The organism is Nocardia sp. IBHARD005 (genome assembly GCF_052814245.1).
On record NZ_CP199935.1, the window covers coordinates 4,038,236 to 4,053,821 of the forward strand.

The 15,586-nt window shown below is 67.1% G+C and carries 13 protein-coding genes and 2 pseudogenes; 8 read left to right on the forward strand and 7 right to left on the reverse strand.

Features of this window, described 5'->3' with window-relative positions; translation table 11 throughout:
- Nucleotides 1-27 precede the first annotated feature (27 nt).
- Nucleotides 28-813: an alpha/beta fold hydrolase gene (locus tag ACTWPB_RS18940; protein WP_446221929.1), complete on the reverse strand. Its 786-nt coding sequence runs from the start codon at nucleotides 811-813 to the stop codon at nucleotides 28-30.
- Between the two features lie 197 nt (nucleotides 814-1,010).
- Between ACTWPB_RS18940 and ACTWPB_RS18945 the strand changes: the two genes are divergently transcribed.
- Nucleotides 1,011-1,280, forward strand: coding sequence for a hypothetical protein (locus ACTWPB_RS18945; protein ID WP_446221930.1), 270 nt, complete (start codon nucleotides 1,011-1,013; stop codon nucleotides 1,278-1,280).
- 281 nt (nucleotides 1,281-1,561) lie between these two features.
- The gene (locus ACTWPB_RS18950) at nucleotides 1,562-2,473 is read left to right on the forward strand and encodes a hypothetical protein (RefSeq protein WP_446221931.1); all 912 of its coding nucleotides are present in this window, start codon (nucleotides 1,562-1,564) and stop codon (nucleotides 2,471-2,473) included.
- A gap of 331 nt (nucleotides 2,474-2,804) precedes the next feature.
- Here the strand turns inward: ACTWPB_RS18950 and ACTWPB_RS18955 are convergent, their stop codons facing one another.
- On the reverse strand, nucleotides 2,805-3,446 hold the full coding sequence (locus ACTWPB_RS18955) for a class I SAM-dependent methyltransferase (RefSeq protein WP_446221932.1): 642 nt from the start codon (nucleotides 3,444-3,446) through the stop codon (nucleotides 2,805-2,807).
- A gap of 246 nt (nucleotides 3,447-3,692) precedes the next feature.
- On the opposite strand from ACTWPB_RS18955, the gene ACTWPB_RS18960 reads away from it, so the two are divergent.
- The 4 genes from ACTWPB_RS18960 (at nucleotide 3,693) to ligA (ending at nucleotide 9,956) form a co-directional block, all read left to right on the forward strand.
- Nucleotides 3,693-4,805, forward strand: coding sequence for an NAD(P)H-binding protein (locus ACTWPB_RS18960; protein ID WP_446221933.1), 1,113 nt, complete (start codon nucleotides 3,693-3,695; stop codon nucleotides 4,803-4,805).
- 339 nt (nucleotides 4,806-5,144) lie between these two features.
- Entirely contained in the window at nucleotides 5,145-5,975 is an 831-nt protein-coding gene (locus ACTWPB_RS18965) for a DUF4129 domain-containing protein (protein ID WP_446221934.1), read from the forward strand.
- 162 nt (nucleotides 5,976-6,137) lie between these two features.
- A complete protein-coding gene (locus ACTWPB_RS18970; RefSeq protein WP_446221935.1) occupies nucleotides 6,138-7,790 on the forward strand; it encodes a bifunctional 3'-5' exonuclease/DNA polymerase in 1,653 nt (550 codons plus the stop codon).
- Between the two features lie 174 nt (nucleotides 7,791-7,964).
- Complete coding sequence (gene ligA / locus ACTWPB_RS18975) at nucleotides 7,965-9,956, forward strand: NAD-dependent DNA ligase LigA (RefSeq protein ID WP_446221936.1); 1,992 nt, start codon at nucleotides 7,965-7,967, stop codon at nucleotides 9,954-9,956.
- A 105-nt stretch (nucleotides 9,957-10,061) separates the two neighbouring features.
- Here ligA and ACTWPB_RS18980 read toward each other — a convergent pair whose 3' ends face one another.
- Nucleotides 10,062-11,000 carry an AMP-binding protein gene (locus ACTWPB_RS18980; RefSeq protein ID WP_446221937.1) on the reverse strand — a complete coding sequence of 313 codons (939 nt, stop codon included), beginning with the start codon at nucleotides 10,998-11,000 and terminating at the stop codon, nucleotides 10,062-10,064.
- A 43-nt stretch (nucleotides 11,001-11,043) separates the two neighbouring features.
- Here ACTWPB_RS18980 and ACTWPB_RS18985 point away from each other — a divergent pair.
- Nucleotides 11,044-11,388 (forward strand): annotated as a pseudogene (locus ACTWPB_RS18985) (TetR/AcrR family transcriptional regulator); the annotation flags it as partial.
- Nucleotides 11,389-11,397: 9 nt separating this feature from the next.
- Here the strand turns inward: ACTWPB_RS18985 and ACTWPB_RS18990 are convergent.
- Nucleotides 11,398-12,195, reverse strand: coding sequence for an MBL fold metallo-hydrolase (locus tag ACTWPB_RS18990; RefSeq protein WP_446221938.1), 798 nt, complete (start codon nucleotides 12,193-12,195; stop codon nucleotides 11,398-11,400).
- A gap of 9 nt (nucleotides 12,196-12,204) precedes the next feature.
- Complete coding sequence (locus ACTWPB_RS18995; RefSeq protein WP_446221939.1) at nucleotides 12,205-12,675, reverse strand: nitroreductase/quinone reductase family protein; 471 nt, start codon at nucleotides 12,673-12,675, stop codon at nucleotides 12,205-12,207.
- 87 nt (nucleotides 12,676-12,762) lie between these two features.
- On the opposite strand from ACTWPB_RS18995, the gene ACTWPB_RS19000 reads away from it, so the two are divergent.
- Entirely contained in the window at nucleotides 12,763-13,896 is a 1,134-nt protein-coding gene (locus tag ACTWPB_RS19000) for a helix-turn-helix transcriptional regulator (protein ID WP_446221940.1), read from the forward strand.
- A gap of 20 nt (nucleotides 13,897-13,916) precedes the next feature.
- Here ACTWPB_RS19000 and ACTWPB_RS19005 read toward each other — a convergent pair whose 3' ends face one another.
- Entirely contained in the window at nucleotides 13,917-14,969 is a 1,053-nt protein-coding gene (locus ACTWPB_RS19005) for a fused (3R)-hydroxyacyl-ACP dehydratase subunits HadA/HadB (protein WP_446221941.1), read from the reverse strand.
- Between the two features lie 187 nt (nucleotides 14,970-15,156).
- A pseudogene (locus ACTWPB_RS19010) lies at nucleotides 15,157-15,433 on the reverse strand (mycothiol transferase); the annotation flags it as partial.
- Between the last annotated feature and the right edge of the window lie 153 nt (nucleotides 15,434-15,586).

A 15,586-nucleotide genomic window follows, 5' to 3' on the forward strand; every position in this document is an offset into this window, starting at 1 on the left:
CCCGAGAACCCGACGACCGGCGCCGGTTCAATCCTTCGCGGCGGAATCGGTCAGTATCGGCAGCAACACCTTGGCACTGACCATGTGGTCCTGCCCGGCGAGCACCCGATGCGTCGCGTGCGGAATTGCCGCGGCCAGCTCCCGCGCCACCTGATGCATGCCCGGCGGGTTCTTCGCCCCGACAACGACATTCACCGGCACCTGGATGTTCTCGAAACGCTCCACCGGAGGTAGTACCTCGGTGATCCCGATGTCGTACATCAGTGTGGGGGCGAGTGCCTTCATGATTTTCCAGCCGGGAAACAGCGGTAGCAGCGCGACGAACGCACGCGGCATCCCGATCCCGTGCAGGAATGTCTTCAGCGCTCGGGCATTCTTTCCTTCGCCGAGCAGCGCGCGTACCGTCTCGGCCAGCTCGGCGTAAGACGCTCGCTCGGCCTCGTCGTGCACATAAGGGGCGTCGTAGATCACGACTCTGTCGAGCTTGTCCGGCATCCGTACCGCCGCTTCGAGTGCCAGCGCGGCACCCGACGAATGTCCGTAGAGAATCGCGCGCCCACCCGCGGCATCGACAACCGCCTCGATATCGTCGACTTCGCGCTCGATCGCGTACGGCATCACGTCCCCGCTGTCCCCACGCCCACGCCGGTCATAGTTGTAGACAGTGAATTCGGTGGCGAACACCCCCACGTCGGCGACGATCGGCCGAAACCGCCGGAAACACGTCGCGCCGGTGATGTACACCAGTGCAGGCCCGTCCCCGGAAACGTCATACGCGAGTTCCGTGCCATCCTTCGACGTAGCGATCCTCATAACTCGTTCCTTTCGGTGCCGGGCGCGCGGATCCCTGATCGATCCAATGTCTTCTACCAGTAGGACGCTTTCGACTCCCGAAACTCATCGGTGCGGCAAGAAGCCCTGTCCGTGTGAGCCGTATATTGCGCCGCAGCCGGACTGAGACGGGCGTTCTACGCGGTGATTCCGGAGGATCAGTGGTGATGGGTTCAGGCATGAAATCGGCGTCAGGCAAGGACAGCCGGTCGCGGTGTCGGGCACGGTCGCTGTTCTCGAAGGGACTCCGCCGCCCGGTGGTTGGCCGCATCGCGGAGAAGCTCGATGCGCCGTTCCTGCCGACGGGCACCGACGCCATGGTCGCCCAGCAGCAACTGACCGGACAACCCGTGGCATACCGCACCTACCCTGGCGTCGATCACCGTGCCATCCTCGGCGCGGGCGACGTCGACGCCCTCGCCTGGGTGAACGCCCGCTTCGCCCGCTGAAGCACAAGCGCGGAACTCGGCGGCGCGACCACATCGGTCATGATGCCCGGCGAAAACTACGGCGTCCGCCACGTCCCCATCCCGTGGAAGACCTGCGTCCTCGACCTCCTCCCATATTCGGGGAAAGGGAATGCCGTTGCGCGAGCAGGATTCGACGGCGGCCATCAACTGATCTGTCAGGAAATCCCTGTGTGCATTCGATGCCACACTGAAACCCGGGTCGAGTAAGAGCTCGCTGCCGGCTTGTGATCGGCACCGACTGACCGGTGTAGGTTCGACCGATGACCTCCACGGCCCTGTACTGCGGCACTCGCTGGGACGAGCAGGGTCGATGGTTCTACGAACTGCTCGGCGACGACGGGACCACCGAGCTGATGCCAGGTGTCGGGACACGGCTGGCGTTCCGGATCACCGATTCGGGGCGATTCTGCCTGGGGTACAACGGGTTCGGTGGCAACCGTCGCGGGCGGCTGCCGTGCCCGCGCCGGGTGCGGGTCGACGCGGGTCGTCAGTGCGAGCAGTGCCGAATCACCGAGGGCTGGTCGGTGGTGCACAGCCACCGCGGTCCGCTCACGGCACTGCCCGAACAGGTCCGCGACTACATGTCGCAGCCACACCACCTCTACATCGCGTATTTCGGCGACGGGATGACCAAGGTCGGTACGGCGTCGGCGTCGCGGCGCAATCGCCGTCTGTTCGAACAGGGCGCGCTGGTCGCCCGATTCATCACCGATTCCCCTGACGGACTCCATGTTCGAGATCTCGAACGGACGGTGACCGAGCGAGCGGGCATCGGGCAGGCGGTCGCCGGTGTCACGAAGACCCGCATCCTGACCAAACCGCTGCGCCCGTGGGCGGCCCTGGAATCAGCCGTCGCCGATGCGGCCGAGCATGCCGCGAGCGCACTGCCCACCGACATCACGCGCACCGATATCGCCTGGTCAGGCGGCCGGGACTTCTACGCCACGATCCTGCGATACGGCCGATTCCCGGTCGCCACCGAAATCGCCGGGGAGCCAGGCGAATATCTCATCGACGCGGTGACCGCGCACGGTCACACCATCGCGTGCCGGGACACCGCGGGCGCGAGCGAACTCGTGTTGGTCAACGACACCCGCCTGGTCGGTCGCCGCATCGAACTCGACCCCACGATCACGGCGACTCCGGAGCCCGCGCAAACCAGCCTGTTCTGAGGACCTTCACTCCATCGCGGCGAGTTGCGCCCGCATCGTATCCAGACCCATTCCACCCAATCGCAAAGCGCGGGTGTGGAATTGCTTCGAATCGAACGATGCGCGCGGGCCGTGATCGAATCAGTGACCGTTCGGGTCAGCAGGAACTCCAGGCCGAGGTCGGGAGTCCAGCGCTCGCCCTCGTGGAAGCCGGTGCCGGCGGGATCTCCCATTCGAGGTGCATCCCGATATCCACGATCACCCGGGTGCGGTTTCATCCGCGCCTCGATGAGGTCGAGCGATTTCGCCGCGGTGTCGTCGGTGTCCCAGATCTACCGCTCGTCGGTGCCCATCATGCGTCGCGCTCGGTGCGCGCGTTCGAGTCGGGTGCCAGGGAGAACACCGCGACCAGGAAGTCGGAGTCGTCGGTGAAGGGCCGCAGATCCCAGGTCGCCAGCAGCAGATCGACGGTGAGACCGGCGGATTCGGCATCGGTCAGGAACTCGGCGAACTCATAGCCACGGTCCGCGCCGAACCCGATGATCGCCCGGCCGCCCGGCGCGAGATGCCCGGCGAACCCTGCCAGCACCGCCGACCGGGTGGACGGGGCGAGGAAGGTCATCACATTGCCCGCGCACACGATGGCGTCGAAGCCGGGGGCAGGCAGATCCAGTTCGGCGAGGTCGCCGACCAGCCAGGTCGGGCCGGGATGGTCCGCACGCGCCGCGTCGATGAGCACCGGGTCGACATCGACCCCCACCACCGTGTGCCCGGCACCGTGCAGGTAGCCACCGGTCCGCCCCGGCCCGCAGCCCGCGTCGAGGACTCGGCTACCGCGCCCGAGCATCGCGTCGATCAGCCGTGCCTCGCCCACGATGTCCTCGCCCTGTGCGGCGAGGGTTCGAAATCGCTGCACGTACCAGCTCGAATGTGCCGGGTCCGCGGCGGCGAGCTCCTCCCACCCGCTGGGTGTGCGCTCGTTCGACGTGTTCATGATCGCCTGCTCCTCGGGTTGGTCCGCGCTACCGACCCTAGAGCCTCGGCTCGGACAGGGCGCGAAGGCCGGGAGCGGTGGCGTGGCGGACGAAAACGCAGTCGGCCAGGGTCGGTCTCGCCGAGTTCGATTGTCAGCCGGATGGATTCGGCCGATCGATAAGGTCGGCTCTCCACGACAGCACCGAGTACGCGGCGCAATCGCGACACGGCCGATCTCACGTTCGCGTCGCTGCCGTACCGGATCATGCACGAATTTGGCTGCGCCGATGAGTGCGCCGATCCCCGCGTTGTGCTGCGTGCGGTCTGGGTGTCACCGGCCGCGTCGACGAACTCGGCCATGTTGGCGGTGACGGCAGCCGGTGCGGCGGTGGGGGTCAGCGTTGCTGACCTGCCGTCGGCGGAGATGCCCGCGGGCGTCGGCTCGGAAGGGAACTCCGACTCGATCCACACCCCCGGCGATCCCGCCCGCACGCGCCATGTGCGCCGGTCGGATTTCGTTGGCAGGATCGAATGGTTCAACGATCCGAGACGGAGGAAACCGATGACAATTCTGGTTACCGGGGCGACGGCCAATATCGGGCGCCTGGTCGTGGACCAGCTGATCGCGCGAGGTGCCACCGACATTCGCGCGCTGACCATCAACCCGAGCAAGGCCGCGCTGCCCGCAGGGGTTCAGGTGGCCGAAGGGCATCTCGGCAGACCGGGCAGCTTGCCCGCCGCGTTCGCGGGCGTCGACCGGATGTACCTGGCGCCGTCGCCGGGCAATGTCACCGAGGTGCTCGAGCTGGCGCGGGCAGCCGGTGTGCGGCACGTCGTCGATCTGTCCGGTGAGCCCGAAAGCTGGTGGGGCAGTGTGTGTAAGGCCGTGGAAGGCAGCGGCCTGGCCTGGACCCATCTGTGGCCTGCCGACTTCATGGAGAACACCCTGACATGGTCGCAGCAGATCCGTGAGACCGGTGCCGTCCGGGAGCCGCACCCCGACAGCGCGAGCGCGCCCATCGCCATGAACGACATCGCCGCTGTCGCCGCCACCGCCCTACTCGCCGACGGACATCTCGGCCGCGCGCACTCGCTCGCGGGCCCGGAGATCCTGTCCCGCGCCGACCTGGTCGCCCACCTTGCCGACGCGCTCGACCGTGACATCGCCTTCCACACCGCTACCCGCGAGGAAACCATCACCGCCCTGCAACCCACCATGGGCGACAACACCACCTGGTACGTCGACAACGTTCTGCTCGACTACGCCCCGCCCCCGGAATCCCTGCCCATCACCAGCGTCGAGGACATCACCGGCCACCCCGCTACCACTTTCAACCAGTGGGCGCACGCGAACGCCGCCCGTTTTCTCGCCGACTGACACCTCCGGATCGGTGCCGGAAGTTGGCCGGGCCACTGTCGGTCCCGCTGGAGGATTCCTTACCGCCCGGTAGAAAATGTTGTCGGAGACAAGGAATCGGGAGGCGCTGAGGGAGTTCGACCAAATCTTGTGGGGCCGGTTCCTGGCGGGCGGGAGAAATGCAACTATGTGGGCATTTCGGGTGGCTTCCAGGGGTTCGGCGGTAGTGCTGTGGGAAAGATATTGGTGCCAATAGGTCGTCTTATCGCGGCGATTGTATTGATCGTCGCGGCGATTATCGCGCTGCACGGGCGTTTACCTGGGACCGTTGTTCCCAGTGAATCCGGTGGTACTTCGCCGGTGGCTGTCGCATTGATGCCGGTATTGCTGCTGGTTTCGGTGGTGATCTTGCTTGCGGGAGTCATTGTCAGTCAGCATCGGCTGCCATTGGCGATGCCCGTGGTCGAGCGTGATCTCGGGGTTCGCTTGTCGTTCAGGCGTTTCGCGGTGCTTGCTCCGGTTGCGCTCAGTGCTGTCGCGCTGACGGTCGCGGTCGGTATCACCATGCTGTTCGTATTGCCCGGTGCCAGGCGTCAGCCGACTTCGGCGCCGCCGGTGACCGCGGCGAAAGTGGGGGCGCCGCCGGTGCCGGGCGAGGTCGACGTGCAGGTGATCGATTCGGCGGTCGACCCGGCGCGGCTGAGCGGGATGGCGTTGCTGGGGGCGGTGGGGCTGGCGGTCGTGCTGATCGGCATCGCGTTGGCCGGTCTGGTCGGCGTCACTGTCGCCGGACGGCGGGTCCCCCTGGTCGACGGGGTGCAGCTGACCGAGGAAGAGGTGGTGAATACGGTCGACTCGCTGACCAGGGCCGCCGAAATGGGTCTGGCTGCGATGAACGCGCCGGGTCAGGATGCGCGCACCGCGGTGATCGCCTGCTATGTGGCGATGGAGGCCGGGCTGGCCGCGGATCGTGCTGCGGCGCCGTTGATTTCGGATACACCAAGGGAAGTGCTGGAGCGGGCTTTCGACAGCGGCGTGCTGCACGACGACGGCGCACACGAACTGGTCGCGCTGTTCGAGGAGGCCAGGTTCAGCCCGCACGCGATGCTGGGCTGGCAGCGTATCCGTGCCGAACAACTGCTGCGCGTGGTACTCGCCGACCTCCAGGCCCGCGACGAGGTATCCGTGTAACTCACGCCGCGACTGGGCTGCTCGTCCCGTGGAAACGCCCCTGTCCGGGCTGGACGCGGGCCGGATGGCTGAGGCCTCCGGCCGCGGTGTTCGCGCGGTTCGTGCTGGTCGTCGGCGTGCGCGTGCCGGTGCTTGTCGTACCCCGGTGCCAGACTCTGGCGGGTGAGATGGGCGATAGCGGAGACGGGCGAGGGCGGCGCTCTGTTGTGTCCGCTCGATCAGGACGGTCACCCGGCGGGTCCGGTGCTCGACGAGCCCTCGCTCGTCGAGGCGGTGCGCACCCGCCCCGACGTCGAGCGGTGGGTATGGCGATCCACGGCCGAGATCTACCGTGCGCTGCTGGCGGCGGGCGTGTGGGTCGAGCGGTGCTACGACGTGCAGGCGGCGGAGTCGCTGCTGATCGGGCACGAGGAAGGACAGTCCGGGCAGGCGCGCTCGCTGGCGGCGGGCTGGGCACGATTGCACAACCTGACCGTTCCGCCGGATGCTCCGGTGCGAGCCGCCGAGACACAGCCGTCGCTGTTCGAGTCGGGCCCGGTGCCGCTGCCGCCCGGTGTCGACGAGTTCACCGCCTTGCTGGCGGTGTACGCCGGACAGGTCGCCCGGACTGCTCGAACCGAGCATCCCGAGCGGATGCGACTGCTGCTCGCCGCCGAATCGGCGGGCATGCTCGTCGCGGTCGAGATGGGTCAGTTCGGCATCCCGTGGCGCGCCGATGTACACCGCGAACTGTTGGATTCGATGCTGGGAGAGCGCTTTCCGGGCGGATCGGAACCGCGTCGGATGGCGGAGTTGGCCGAGCAGGTGTCGCGGGCGTTCGGGACCGGGGTGCGGGTCCGGCCCGACCTGCCCGCCGACATCGTCAGAGCCTTCGGCCGCGCCGGAATCCTGCTGTCCTCCACCCGGAAATGGGAGCTCCAGCAGATCGACCACCCAGCCGTCGCCCCGCTGCTGGCCTACAAATCGCTCTACCGCCTCTACACGGCGCATGGTTGGTCCTGGCTCGAACAGTGGGTGCACGGCGGCCGCTTCCGTCCCGAATACCTACCGGGCGGCACCGTGTCGGGGCGCTGGACCACCAACGGTGGTGGCGCGCTACAGATTCCGAAGGTCATCCGGCAGGCGATCCGCGCTGACCCCGGATGGTCGCTGGTGGTTTCCGACGCCGACCAGATGGAGCCGAGGGTTCTCGCGGCGATCTCGCGTGACCCAGGGCTGATGGAAGTGGCAGGCCGTGGCGAAGACCTCTACGCCGATCTGGCGGCTCGTGGATTCGGCGGCGATCGGGATCAAGCCAAGATCGGGCTCCTCGGCGCCATCTACGGACAGACCTCCGGCGACGCCCTGACCCACCTCGCGGGCCTGCGCCGGCGCTATCCGGCCGCCGTGGCCTACGTCGACGACGCGGCGCGCGCCGGCGAGGAAGGCCGCCTCGTGCGTACCTGGTTGGGGCGCACCTGCACGCCGTTGTCGGTCGCGCTCGACGACACCGAGGCGCCACAGGACACGCGCGCCGATTCCGCCGCCCGTGCCCGCGGCCGCTTCACCCGGAACTTCGTGGTGCAGGGCAGCGCCGCCGACTGGGCCTTGCTGGTGCTGGCCGGAATCCGGCACGCTATCCGCGACCTCCGCGCGGAACTGGTCTTCTTCCAGCACGACGAGGTGATCGTGCACTGCCCGACCGAGGAAGCCGCGGTGGTGGCCGCAGCGATCGCCACCGCCGCCGATACCGCGGGCCGGATCGCCTTCGGGCAGACCCCGGTCCGATTCCCGTTCACCACTGCGGTGGTCCAGTGTTATGGCGACGCCAAGTAGTGCAGTCGCCGGCGGCAGGCCGCGCGTGTGATCACGTACGCGCGAACGGTTCGAAACGTGGGATGGCCTGGTCTCAAGGTGCCGGGGGCCGGCAAGGGACGCACGCGAGTCTCGGTCGGTCGCGGAGCGTGCCACCTGCGCTAGTTGTCGGTGGGTATCGGTAGCGTCTTGTCTGTGGAAACAGGGGAACGAATCCGAGAACTCGCCGACCGGATGGTGGCGCTGCGCGACGCCTATTACCAGGGGGCGCCGCTGGTCGCGGACGCCGAATTCGACGCGATCGAAGACGAGCTGCGCGCGCTGATCGAGGCGCATCCCGACCTGACGCCGGACCCGAATCCGCTCGAGCAGGTCGGTGCGCCCGCGGTGCTGCACGCCCCGGTACGGCACTCGCGGCCGATGCTGTCGCTGGAGAAGGCCACCAAGCCCGAGCAGGTCGAGGCGTTCTTCGGTCGTTTCCCCGGTCAGTCGGTGGTCGTGATGCCCAAGCTCGACGGTTTGTCGCTGGCGATCGTCTTCGAGAACGGGAGGCTGGCGCGGGCGGTCACCCGCGGTGACGGCACCACCGGTGACGACGTGACCCCGCTGGTCCGCGCCCTCGTCGACGGGGTCCCCGAGCGGATCGACCTGCCGGGCCGCGTCGAGGTGCGTGGCGAGGCGGTGATGCTGCGGTCGACCTTCCTCGCCTACAACGCCGCGCACCCGGACAAGCCGCTGATCAATCCGCGCAATGCCGCCGCGGGCACGCTGCGGGCGAAGGACCCGGCCACCGTGTCCGAGCGGCGCCTGCAATTCTTCGGCTTCGACTTGGACACCGAGGCCGACGACGCCGCACACGATCTCGGCGAGGGGCTGCGCGCGATCGGGGTCGCGGGTGCGCAGATGCGGCTGTGTCCCGACGCCGCGCAGGCGCAGGCGGCGATCACCGAGATCGAGCAGGGTCGCAACGATCTGGACTACGACATCGACGGCGCCGTATTGCGGCTGGCCGACCGTGATGCCTACGCGGCGGCCGGAACCCGGTCGAACTCCCCGCGTGGCGCGCTGGCGTTCAAGTTCGCCGCCGAGGAGAAGACCACTCTGCTGCGTGAGGTGATCTGGGACGTCGGCAAGACCGGCAAGATCGTCCCGGTTGCGTGGCTGGAGCCGGTGTTCGTTGGCGGCACGACGGTCACGAAGGCGACTCTGGCGAACCAAGAGGTGATCCGGGCCCGCGATATCAAGATCGGTGACACGGTGCTGGTGCGTCGCGCCGGTGATGTGATCCCGTTCGTGGCGGGCGTCCTCGATGCCGCCAAGCGCACGGGCGAGGAGCTCGAGATCGTTTCGCCCACGGCCTGTCCCTCGTGCGGACAGCCGGTCACCGAGCAGGGAAACAGCCGAGAACTGTTCTGCACCAACGTTTCCTGCCCCGCCCAAACAGTGCGCAGGCTGATCCACTGGGCATCGCGCGCGGCGGCCGACATCGACGCGATCGGGGGAGTGTGGATCGAACGCCTCGCCGAGGCAGGCATTCTCGAACGCCCGTCGGACTTCTACACACTGACCAAGGAGCGGCTGCTCGAATTCGACCGCATCGGCGAGGTCTCCGCCGCGCGGATGATCGATTCGATCGACGCCAGCCGCCAGGTCGGCCTGCGCCGCGCCCTGATCGGCCTGGCCATCCCGATGGCCTCCGACGGCACCGCCGCGCGCCTGGCCCGGTCGGGCTTCGGCTCCCTGGAAGAGGTTGCCGACGCGGGCGAGGAACGACTCGTGGCGGTGGAAGACATCGGCCCGAAGGTCGCCGCTTCCCTGGTCGCGCACCTGACCCGACTGCGTCCGGAACTGGACCGCCTACGAGCACTCGGCGTCAGTCTGGACGTGCGCGAAGAGGACCTGCCGCCGGTCATCGCGGCAGGCGCGCCCCTCGAAGGCAAAACGGTGGTGATCACCGGCGCGATCAGCGACCCGCGCTCCGGCGAAAAGGTCGCCCGCCCAACGTTCCAGCGCCTGTGTGAGCAGGCGGGGGCGGCGGCGGCTTCCTCCGTCTCGGCCAACACCGACATGCTCATCACCGGCGCGGGAGTCGGTGACAGCAAGCTGGCGAAGGCGGAGAAGCTCGGTGTCGAGGTCGTCGACCAGGGCGAGATCTGGAAGCTGCTGATCGACGCCAAGATCATCTGACGACCGTGAGCGCAGGCGGAGTCGCCTTCACTCTGCCTGCGTGACCGTGGCTCCGCTTGTGCGACAGGCGATTCCAGGATCACCGACGCCGTCGGCAGCGTTGTCTCACTCGGAGCGATGGTCGGGGGTGTGGTTGGTGATGTAGTCCTTGGCCCAGCGGTAGTCAGGTTTGCCACTGGGGGACCGGGAGATGGTCTCGGCGATCCAGATCTGTTTGGGCACTTTGTAACCGGCGAGATGGGGGCGCAGGTGGGCGCGGACAGCGTCGAAGTCCACGGTGTGATCGGGGGCGATCGAGATGATCGCGGCGACCTGCTGGCCCCACCGTTCGTGCGCGACGCCGATGACGACCGGGTCGTAGATCGCTTCGTGGGATTTCACGACGGCCTCGACCTCCTCGGGGAACACCTTCTCCCCGCCGGTGTTGATCACCATGTTGCCGCGCCCGATCAGGGTGAGGGAGCCGTCGGACTCGGCGCGGGCGCGGTCGTCGGTGACCACGATGCGGGCGCCGTCGACCGTCTTGAACAGCCGGGCGGTGCGGTCGGGATCGTTGTAGTAGCCGATCGGGACCGCGCCGGTTTTGGCCAGCCAGCCCTCCTCGCCGGGGGCGACCGGCCGTCCGTCCTCGTCGACGACCACCGCGCCGCGCCCGGTCTGCACCCGTGGCCCGCGCGCCGGATCGTCGTCCTTCTGCGCGAAACCGATACCGCCGAAACCGGTTTCGGACGACCCGATCGAGTCCGACACCATCGACGTCGGAAACTTCTCCAGCAGTGCGTTCTTCACCGGCTGGGACAGCAGCGCGGCCCCCGAGGCGATGACCAGCAGCGACGAGGCGTCCACCGGTTCGTCGTCGAAGGCATCGATGAGCGGGCGAGCCATCGCGTCACCGGTGATGACCATGACGTGCGGACGGTGCGTGGCAACGGATCGCCACACCTGCGCCGGGTCGAAGCGCGGCTCGAACAGCACGGAATTGCCCGACCAGAGTGCGTTGAACGTCGGCATCATCGCCGCGGCGTGGATCAGCGGCGGAAGCACGAACCAGATGCTCGGCACCGCCTGTACGCCGTTCGCGGACTGCTCGCGTTCACCCGCGAGCGATGATCCCGACTCGACGGTGCGGGTGCTCGCCGAACTGCGCAATATCGCGCTGCTGGTGGCCGAAGAGCAGGAGCTGTCCGGCGCGGTCACCGGCGCGCTGCTGGGGTCGGATCCCGATGTCGAGCACCTGCGCACCCGCATCGGGATCGAGATCCGCGGCAGGATCGCGCGGGCGCTGGGCCCGGACGCCGACAACGAGGTCATCGAATGGCTCGAGATCATCTACGCCGGTGCGCTGGTGCGGGCAGGCATGGGCTACGAGTCGTACGCCCAGATCGCCGACTGCATCGAGCGGGCCGCGCTGAGGATTCTGCGGCCGGCCTGACGCTCACGGTCAGGGTTCGAAGCTCGCCAGCATCTGCTCCAGCGCAGCCTGATCGGGACCGACGTATGGCGCGACGCGCGGCGCCTCGGCAAGCATGTCCAGGTATTCCGACGTGCGTCCTGGGGCGGGCGGAAGGTGTGTACTGAGGATCTGTCGCGGGTCGAACGCGCGCAATTCCGACACGGTGGCAAGGTATTTGCTCTCGTCCACGAGATGGACCCACGGGCTGTCCACCGCAGCCCAGAGATGCTGCGCCGCACGAATCGCGTCAGACGGTGCGTAACCCACGTCGTCGGCGGTCGCGAGTTCGGCACTCGGCATCGGAGCACCGAAACAGTCCGAGGTGAAACATGATTCGCTGTGTTCGTCGTAGAACCCGACAGTGCTCGGATTGTCGAACAGCGGTGGGCGAAACGCGGTGAGACGTCGGTCGCCGACATCGAGGGACTGCCCCGGATTCAGCAGATACACGCGATTCATCGGGATCGGTCGAGCGCACGACATGATGCCGAGGCCGCGGAATGTCGTGATCAGCCGGGCGTCAGGGGCGGCATCGAGCAGATCGAACAGCGATCCGGTGTGGTCGCGATCGGGATGGGTGAGCCATATCCATTCCACGTCGGCGGGGTCAACCACCGAACTCAGCGCCGTCATGAATCCACGGTCGGGCAGGCTGAGTCCGGTGTCGACGACGACGGGTTCCGCCGCGTGCAGAACGTAGGCGTTGACCGATAGATGGCCGATACCCGGAACCTCCAGTTCGTCGGCGAGGACAGTGATGTCGTGCTGGATTCGATTGATACGCATGTCGTTTCCTCAGTCCTCGAAATCGACCCGAATGATCGAGCGCGCGATGACAGCGAGATCGTCGGCGGTCGGGTCGCACCCGCGCGTGATCTTCAGTCCGAGCTCGAACGGGCGGGCACCGTCATCCATCGCGGCTCGCATCGCGGCACCGACTTGCGAAGGCGTGGCATCGACGAGCACGGCGCGCCCGTGGCGGAGCTGCCCGCGATGGGTGACGGTGACCGGTGCCCCACCGGCCAGATTGTGGCGCCACCCTCGCTCGGTGAAGATCAGCGTCTCGTCACCGACTCGGTGCAGACAGACCGGGATCCGCAGGTTGCGGCCGGTACGGCGACCGGTGAATTCGACCATTCCCTGCCGCCGAATGCGGCTGCCGAGAAATGGAGTCGCCAAGACGCGCCGCACGACAGGGTTGATCAGTCGCATCAATTCCGGCGGCGGCGGACTGAGGCGCACATTCGTGGTTCCGATACTCGTCATATATCGAGACTAGGAATCTCCCTGGCGCCGCGACATCCCACAAACCTGGTATTTCCCCTGGTCCGGCTGCGGCCTACCGTTGATCTGGTGAGCACGGATTCGCTGCAACGCGCCGCCGACAAGATCGGACGGCTGTGCCGCCAGCCGCATGATCTGGTGTCGCTGTGGCAGGAGACGACCGAGGTGCTGGCCACCGCCGTCCCGCACTACTGGACGCCGTGCTGGTACACCCTCGATCCCGCGTCGCTGCTGATGACAAGTCACTTCCACCTCGGTCTCGCCGAGTTTCCGCCACAGTGGCTGGCCGCGGAGTACGGCGAGGAGCGTAACGGCATCGTCGATGTCGTCCGGTCGGTGACCGGATTGTCGACGTTGCACGAAGCCGTCGGCGGTGACCCGTCGAAAAGTGAACGCTGGCAACGTAATATGACGATGGGTGGGGACCAGGAACTGATCGCGCGACTGCGCACCCGCTCCGGGGAGGTGTGGGGGGCGCTCGCGCTCTATCGCGAACCCGGTGCCGCGACGTTCGACCCCACCGAGAAGGAATTCGTGGCGACGGTGGCGCCGACCCTGGCCGACGGCGTACGCCGGGCCCTGCTGATCGGGCAGGCCGGCGAACCCGAATACGCGGACTCGCCCGGTCTGCTGGTGCTCAATTCGGCATGCGAGATCGAATCGGCCAGCGCCGGTGTAGAGCGCTGGATAGCAGACCTGCCCGACGGCGACTGGGACCGGAAGAAGCTGCCCAGTGCGGTGGTCACCCTCGCCGCCCGCGCGTTTCGCAACGCGGATGACGACCGGCCCGACGAGGTGCTCGTGTCGCGAGCGCTGTCCAGGTCGGGAACCTGGGTGGTGCTGCACGGCGCCCGCCTGACCTCGACGGCGCAGCCCAGGGTGGCGGTGATCATCGAACCCGCCCACCCCAGCCGCATCTACCCGCTGCTGATGTCGGCCTATGGGCTCACCGAGCGCGAGCGCGACGTCACCCGGCTGGTCCTACAGGGCGCCTCGACCTCACAGATCGCCAACGACATGACCGTCTCGGCGCACACAGTGCAGCAGCATCTGAAGAGCATCTTCGACAAGACCGGCGTCCACAGCCGCCGTGACCTGGTCGCCAAGGTGTTCTTCACCCACTACGAACCCCGCTTCCGGGACAACGAGCACCGCGTCACCGCCACCAAGCCGGTCCGGGGTGGACCCTGGCCGACGTACTGACCTACCTGTCGATGGTGCGGCTATCGATCCGCGCACTGGATCACCGCTACGGCTCGTCCGAAGATCTTCCTGCCGTTCTGTTTGGCGGTGATGGCGATCGTCGCGGTCTTGCGGTCCGGATCGACAGCCTTCACTTTGCCGGTGTACTCGACCGTGGCTCCGCCGCTGCGGACGTAGACCGGGCTGGTCAGGCGAACCGCGTAGTCGGTCACCATTCCGGGATCGCCGGCCCATGCAGTGATATACCCGGCGCCGATGCCGATCATCAGCATGCCCTGTGCGACAGGCGACTCCAGGTCCACCGACGCCGCCGCGTCGTCGCTCCAGTGAATGGGGTTCGGGTCGCCTGCCACGCCTGCGTAATTGACCAGATCGCCCAGCCGCACGCTCACGATTCTCGGCGGAAGTTCGTGGCCGACGGCTATCGCGCTGAACGGCAACATATTCCGGCCCCGGTCTGCCGCCGTCGTCGGACGTGGCCGATCGGGGTGCTCAGGTGTGTGGAGTTGCCGTGGAATCGCGGTGCCATGGCGGAAGTTCTGCATCAGCAGTCCGTCGCAGATGCGCGTGGCGGCGATGTTCACTTCCGGCCTGCCGACGAAGGACGTGCGTGTGGTGATGACTTTGTCGCCGTGCTGGTCGGTGACCGAACATTTGAATCCGAAGATTTCGCCGCCGAACGCTTTTCGGAGCGATTCGAACTCGACCTCGAAGCACAACGCGTCGCCCGCCAGGATCGGCCGGTGGATAGCGAGGGAATGGTCGGTCTGCATGATCTGGCTGAGGTCGTAGCCCTGAACGACTCGATCGAACATCCCTACTTGGGCCAGAAACGCTGGTATCGAGATGAACGTCAAGGGCGCGACGAGGCCGGCGTAACCGTGGTCGGCGGCCGCCTGTTCGGACCGGTGCACAGGATGATGATCCTGAACCGCACGGGCGAACTCGCGGATCTTCTCGCGCCCGACGACATAGCAGTCGCTGGTTCGATAGGACTGCCCGAGCGTCGATGAGGCCGTGGCTGAATCGGCGGGTGAATCGAGCAACCTGGAGTCGTCTGGAGTCGGGCGCACATCCCGCAAGGTAGCTAATGACCAGCTGTTCGGCCGATATTTGCCGTTCCCAGAGTGTCGCAAGGGTACGGGCGGCCGGGCGGGCTCTGAAACGATCGTTTCACGGGTGCGATTGTCGAGGCGAGAGCTGGTCGATCTGTTCGCGGAGGATGTCGCCGTGGCCTGCGCGGCGCGCGAACTCCGCGATCATGGCGAGCAGCGTCCATCGCATGCTGACCGTCCCTTCGCGGGGATTGTCCTTGGTCTCGTCGAGTCCGGCCCAGAACCGCTGAAACCAGATTCGTTCCGCCGCGGGCGGCATGTTTGATCAAGGAGATCGGTGTCGTCACCGACGCGACAAGCCGTCGGCGGGCATCGGTATCGGACAGCCCGCGTGCGGTCGCGATCAGCGCTTCGCGGTTGCGATCGAGCGTGTTCTCGATGATCGCTCGCTCGACGCCGGTGGTAATCGGGTTGGTAACCACAGACTCTCACTCCATTCTCTTGCTGATCGAAGGCATCTCTCTTGCTGATCGAAGGCATCGGTGACGCCGGGAACCCGCTGGGCCCGCTTCAGCAACCGATCTCGGATCGGGCACCACGCGTCCAGTGACGGAGGCGAACCAGGGGAGGGGCGA

What these genes read in the sequence shown, in the direction of transcription:
- ACTWPB_RS18955 (WP_446221932.1), bottom strand. Translation starts at nt 3,446, where the DNA reads ATGAACACGTCGAACGAGCGCACACCCAGCGGGTGGGAGGAGCTCGCC.
- ACTWPB_RS18990 (WP_446221938.1), bottom strand. Translation starts at nt 12,195, where the DNA reads ATGCGTATCAATCGAATCCAGCACGACATCACTGTCCTCGCCGACGAA.
- ACTWPB_RS18940 (WP_446221929.1), bottom strand. Translation starts at nt 813, where the DNA reads ATGAGGATCGCTACGTCGAAGGATGGCACGGAACTCGCGTATGACGTT.
- ACTWPB_RS18945 (WP_446221930.1), top strand. Translation starts at nt 1,011, where the DNA reads ATGAAATCGGCGTCAGGCAAGGACAGCCGGTCGCGGTGTCGGGCACGG.
- ACTWPB_RS18950 (WP_446221931.1), top strand. Translation starts at nt 1,562, where the DNA reads ATGACCTCCACGGCCCTGTACTGCGGCACTCGCTGGGACGAGCAGGGT.
- ACTWPB_RS18995 (WP_446221939.1), bottom strand. Translation starts at nt 12,675, where the DNA reads ATGACGAGTATCGGAACCACGAATGTGCGCCTCAGTCCGCCGCCGCCG.
- ACTWPB_RS18960 (WP_446221933.1), top strand. Translation starts at nt 3,693, where the DNA reads ATGCACGAATTTGGCTGCGCCGATGAGTGCGCCGATCCCCGCGTTGTG.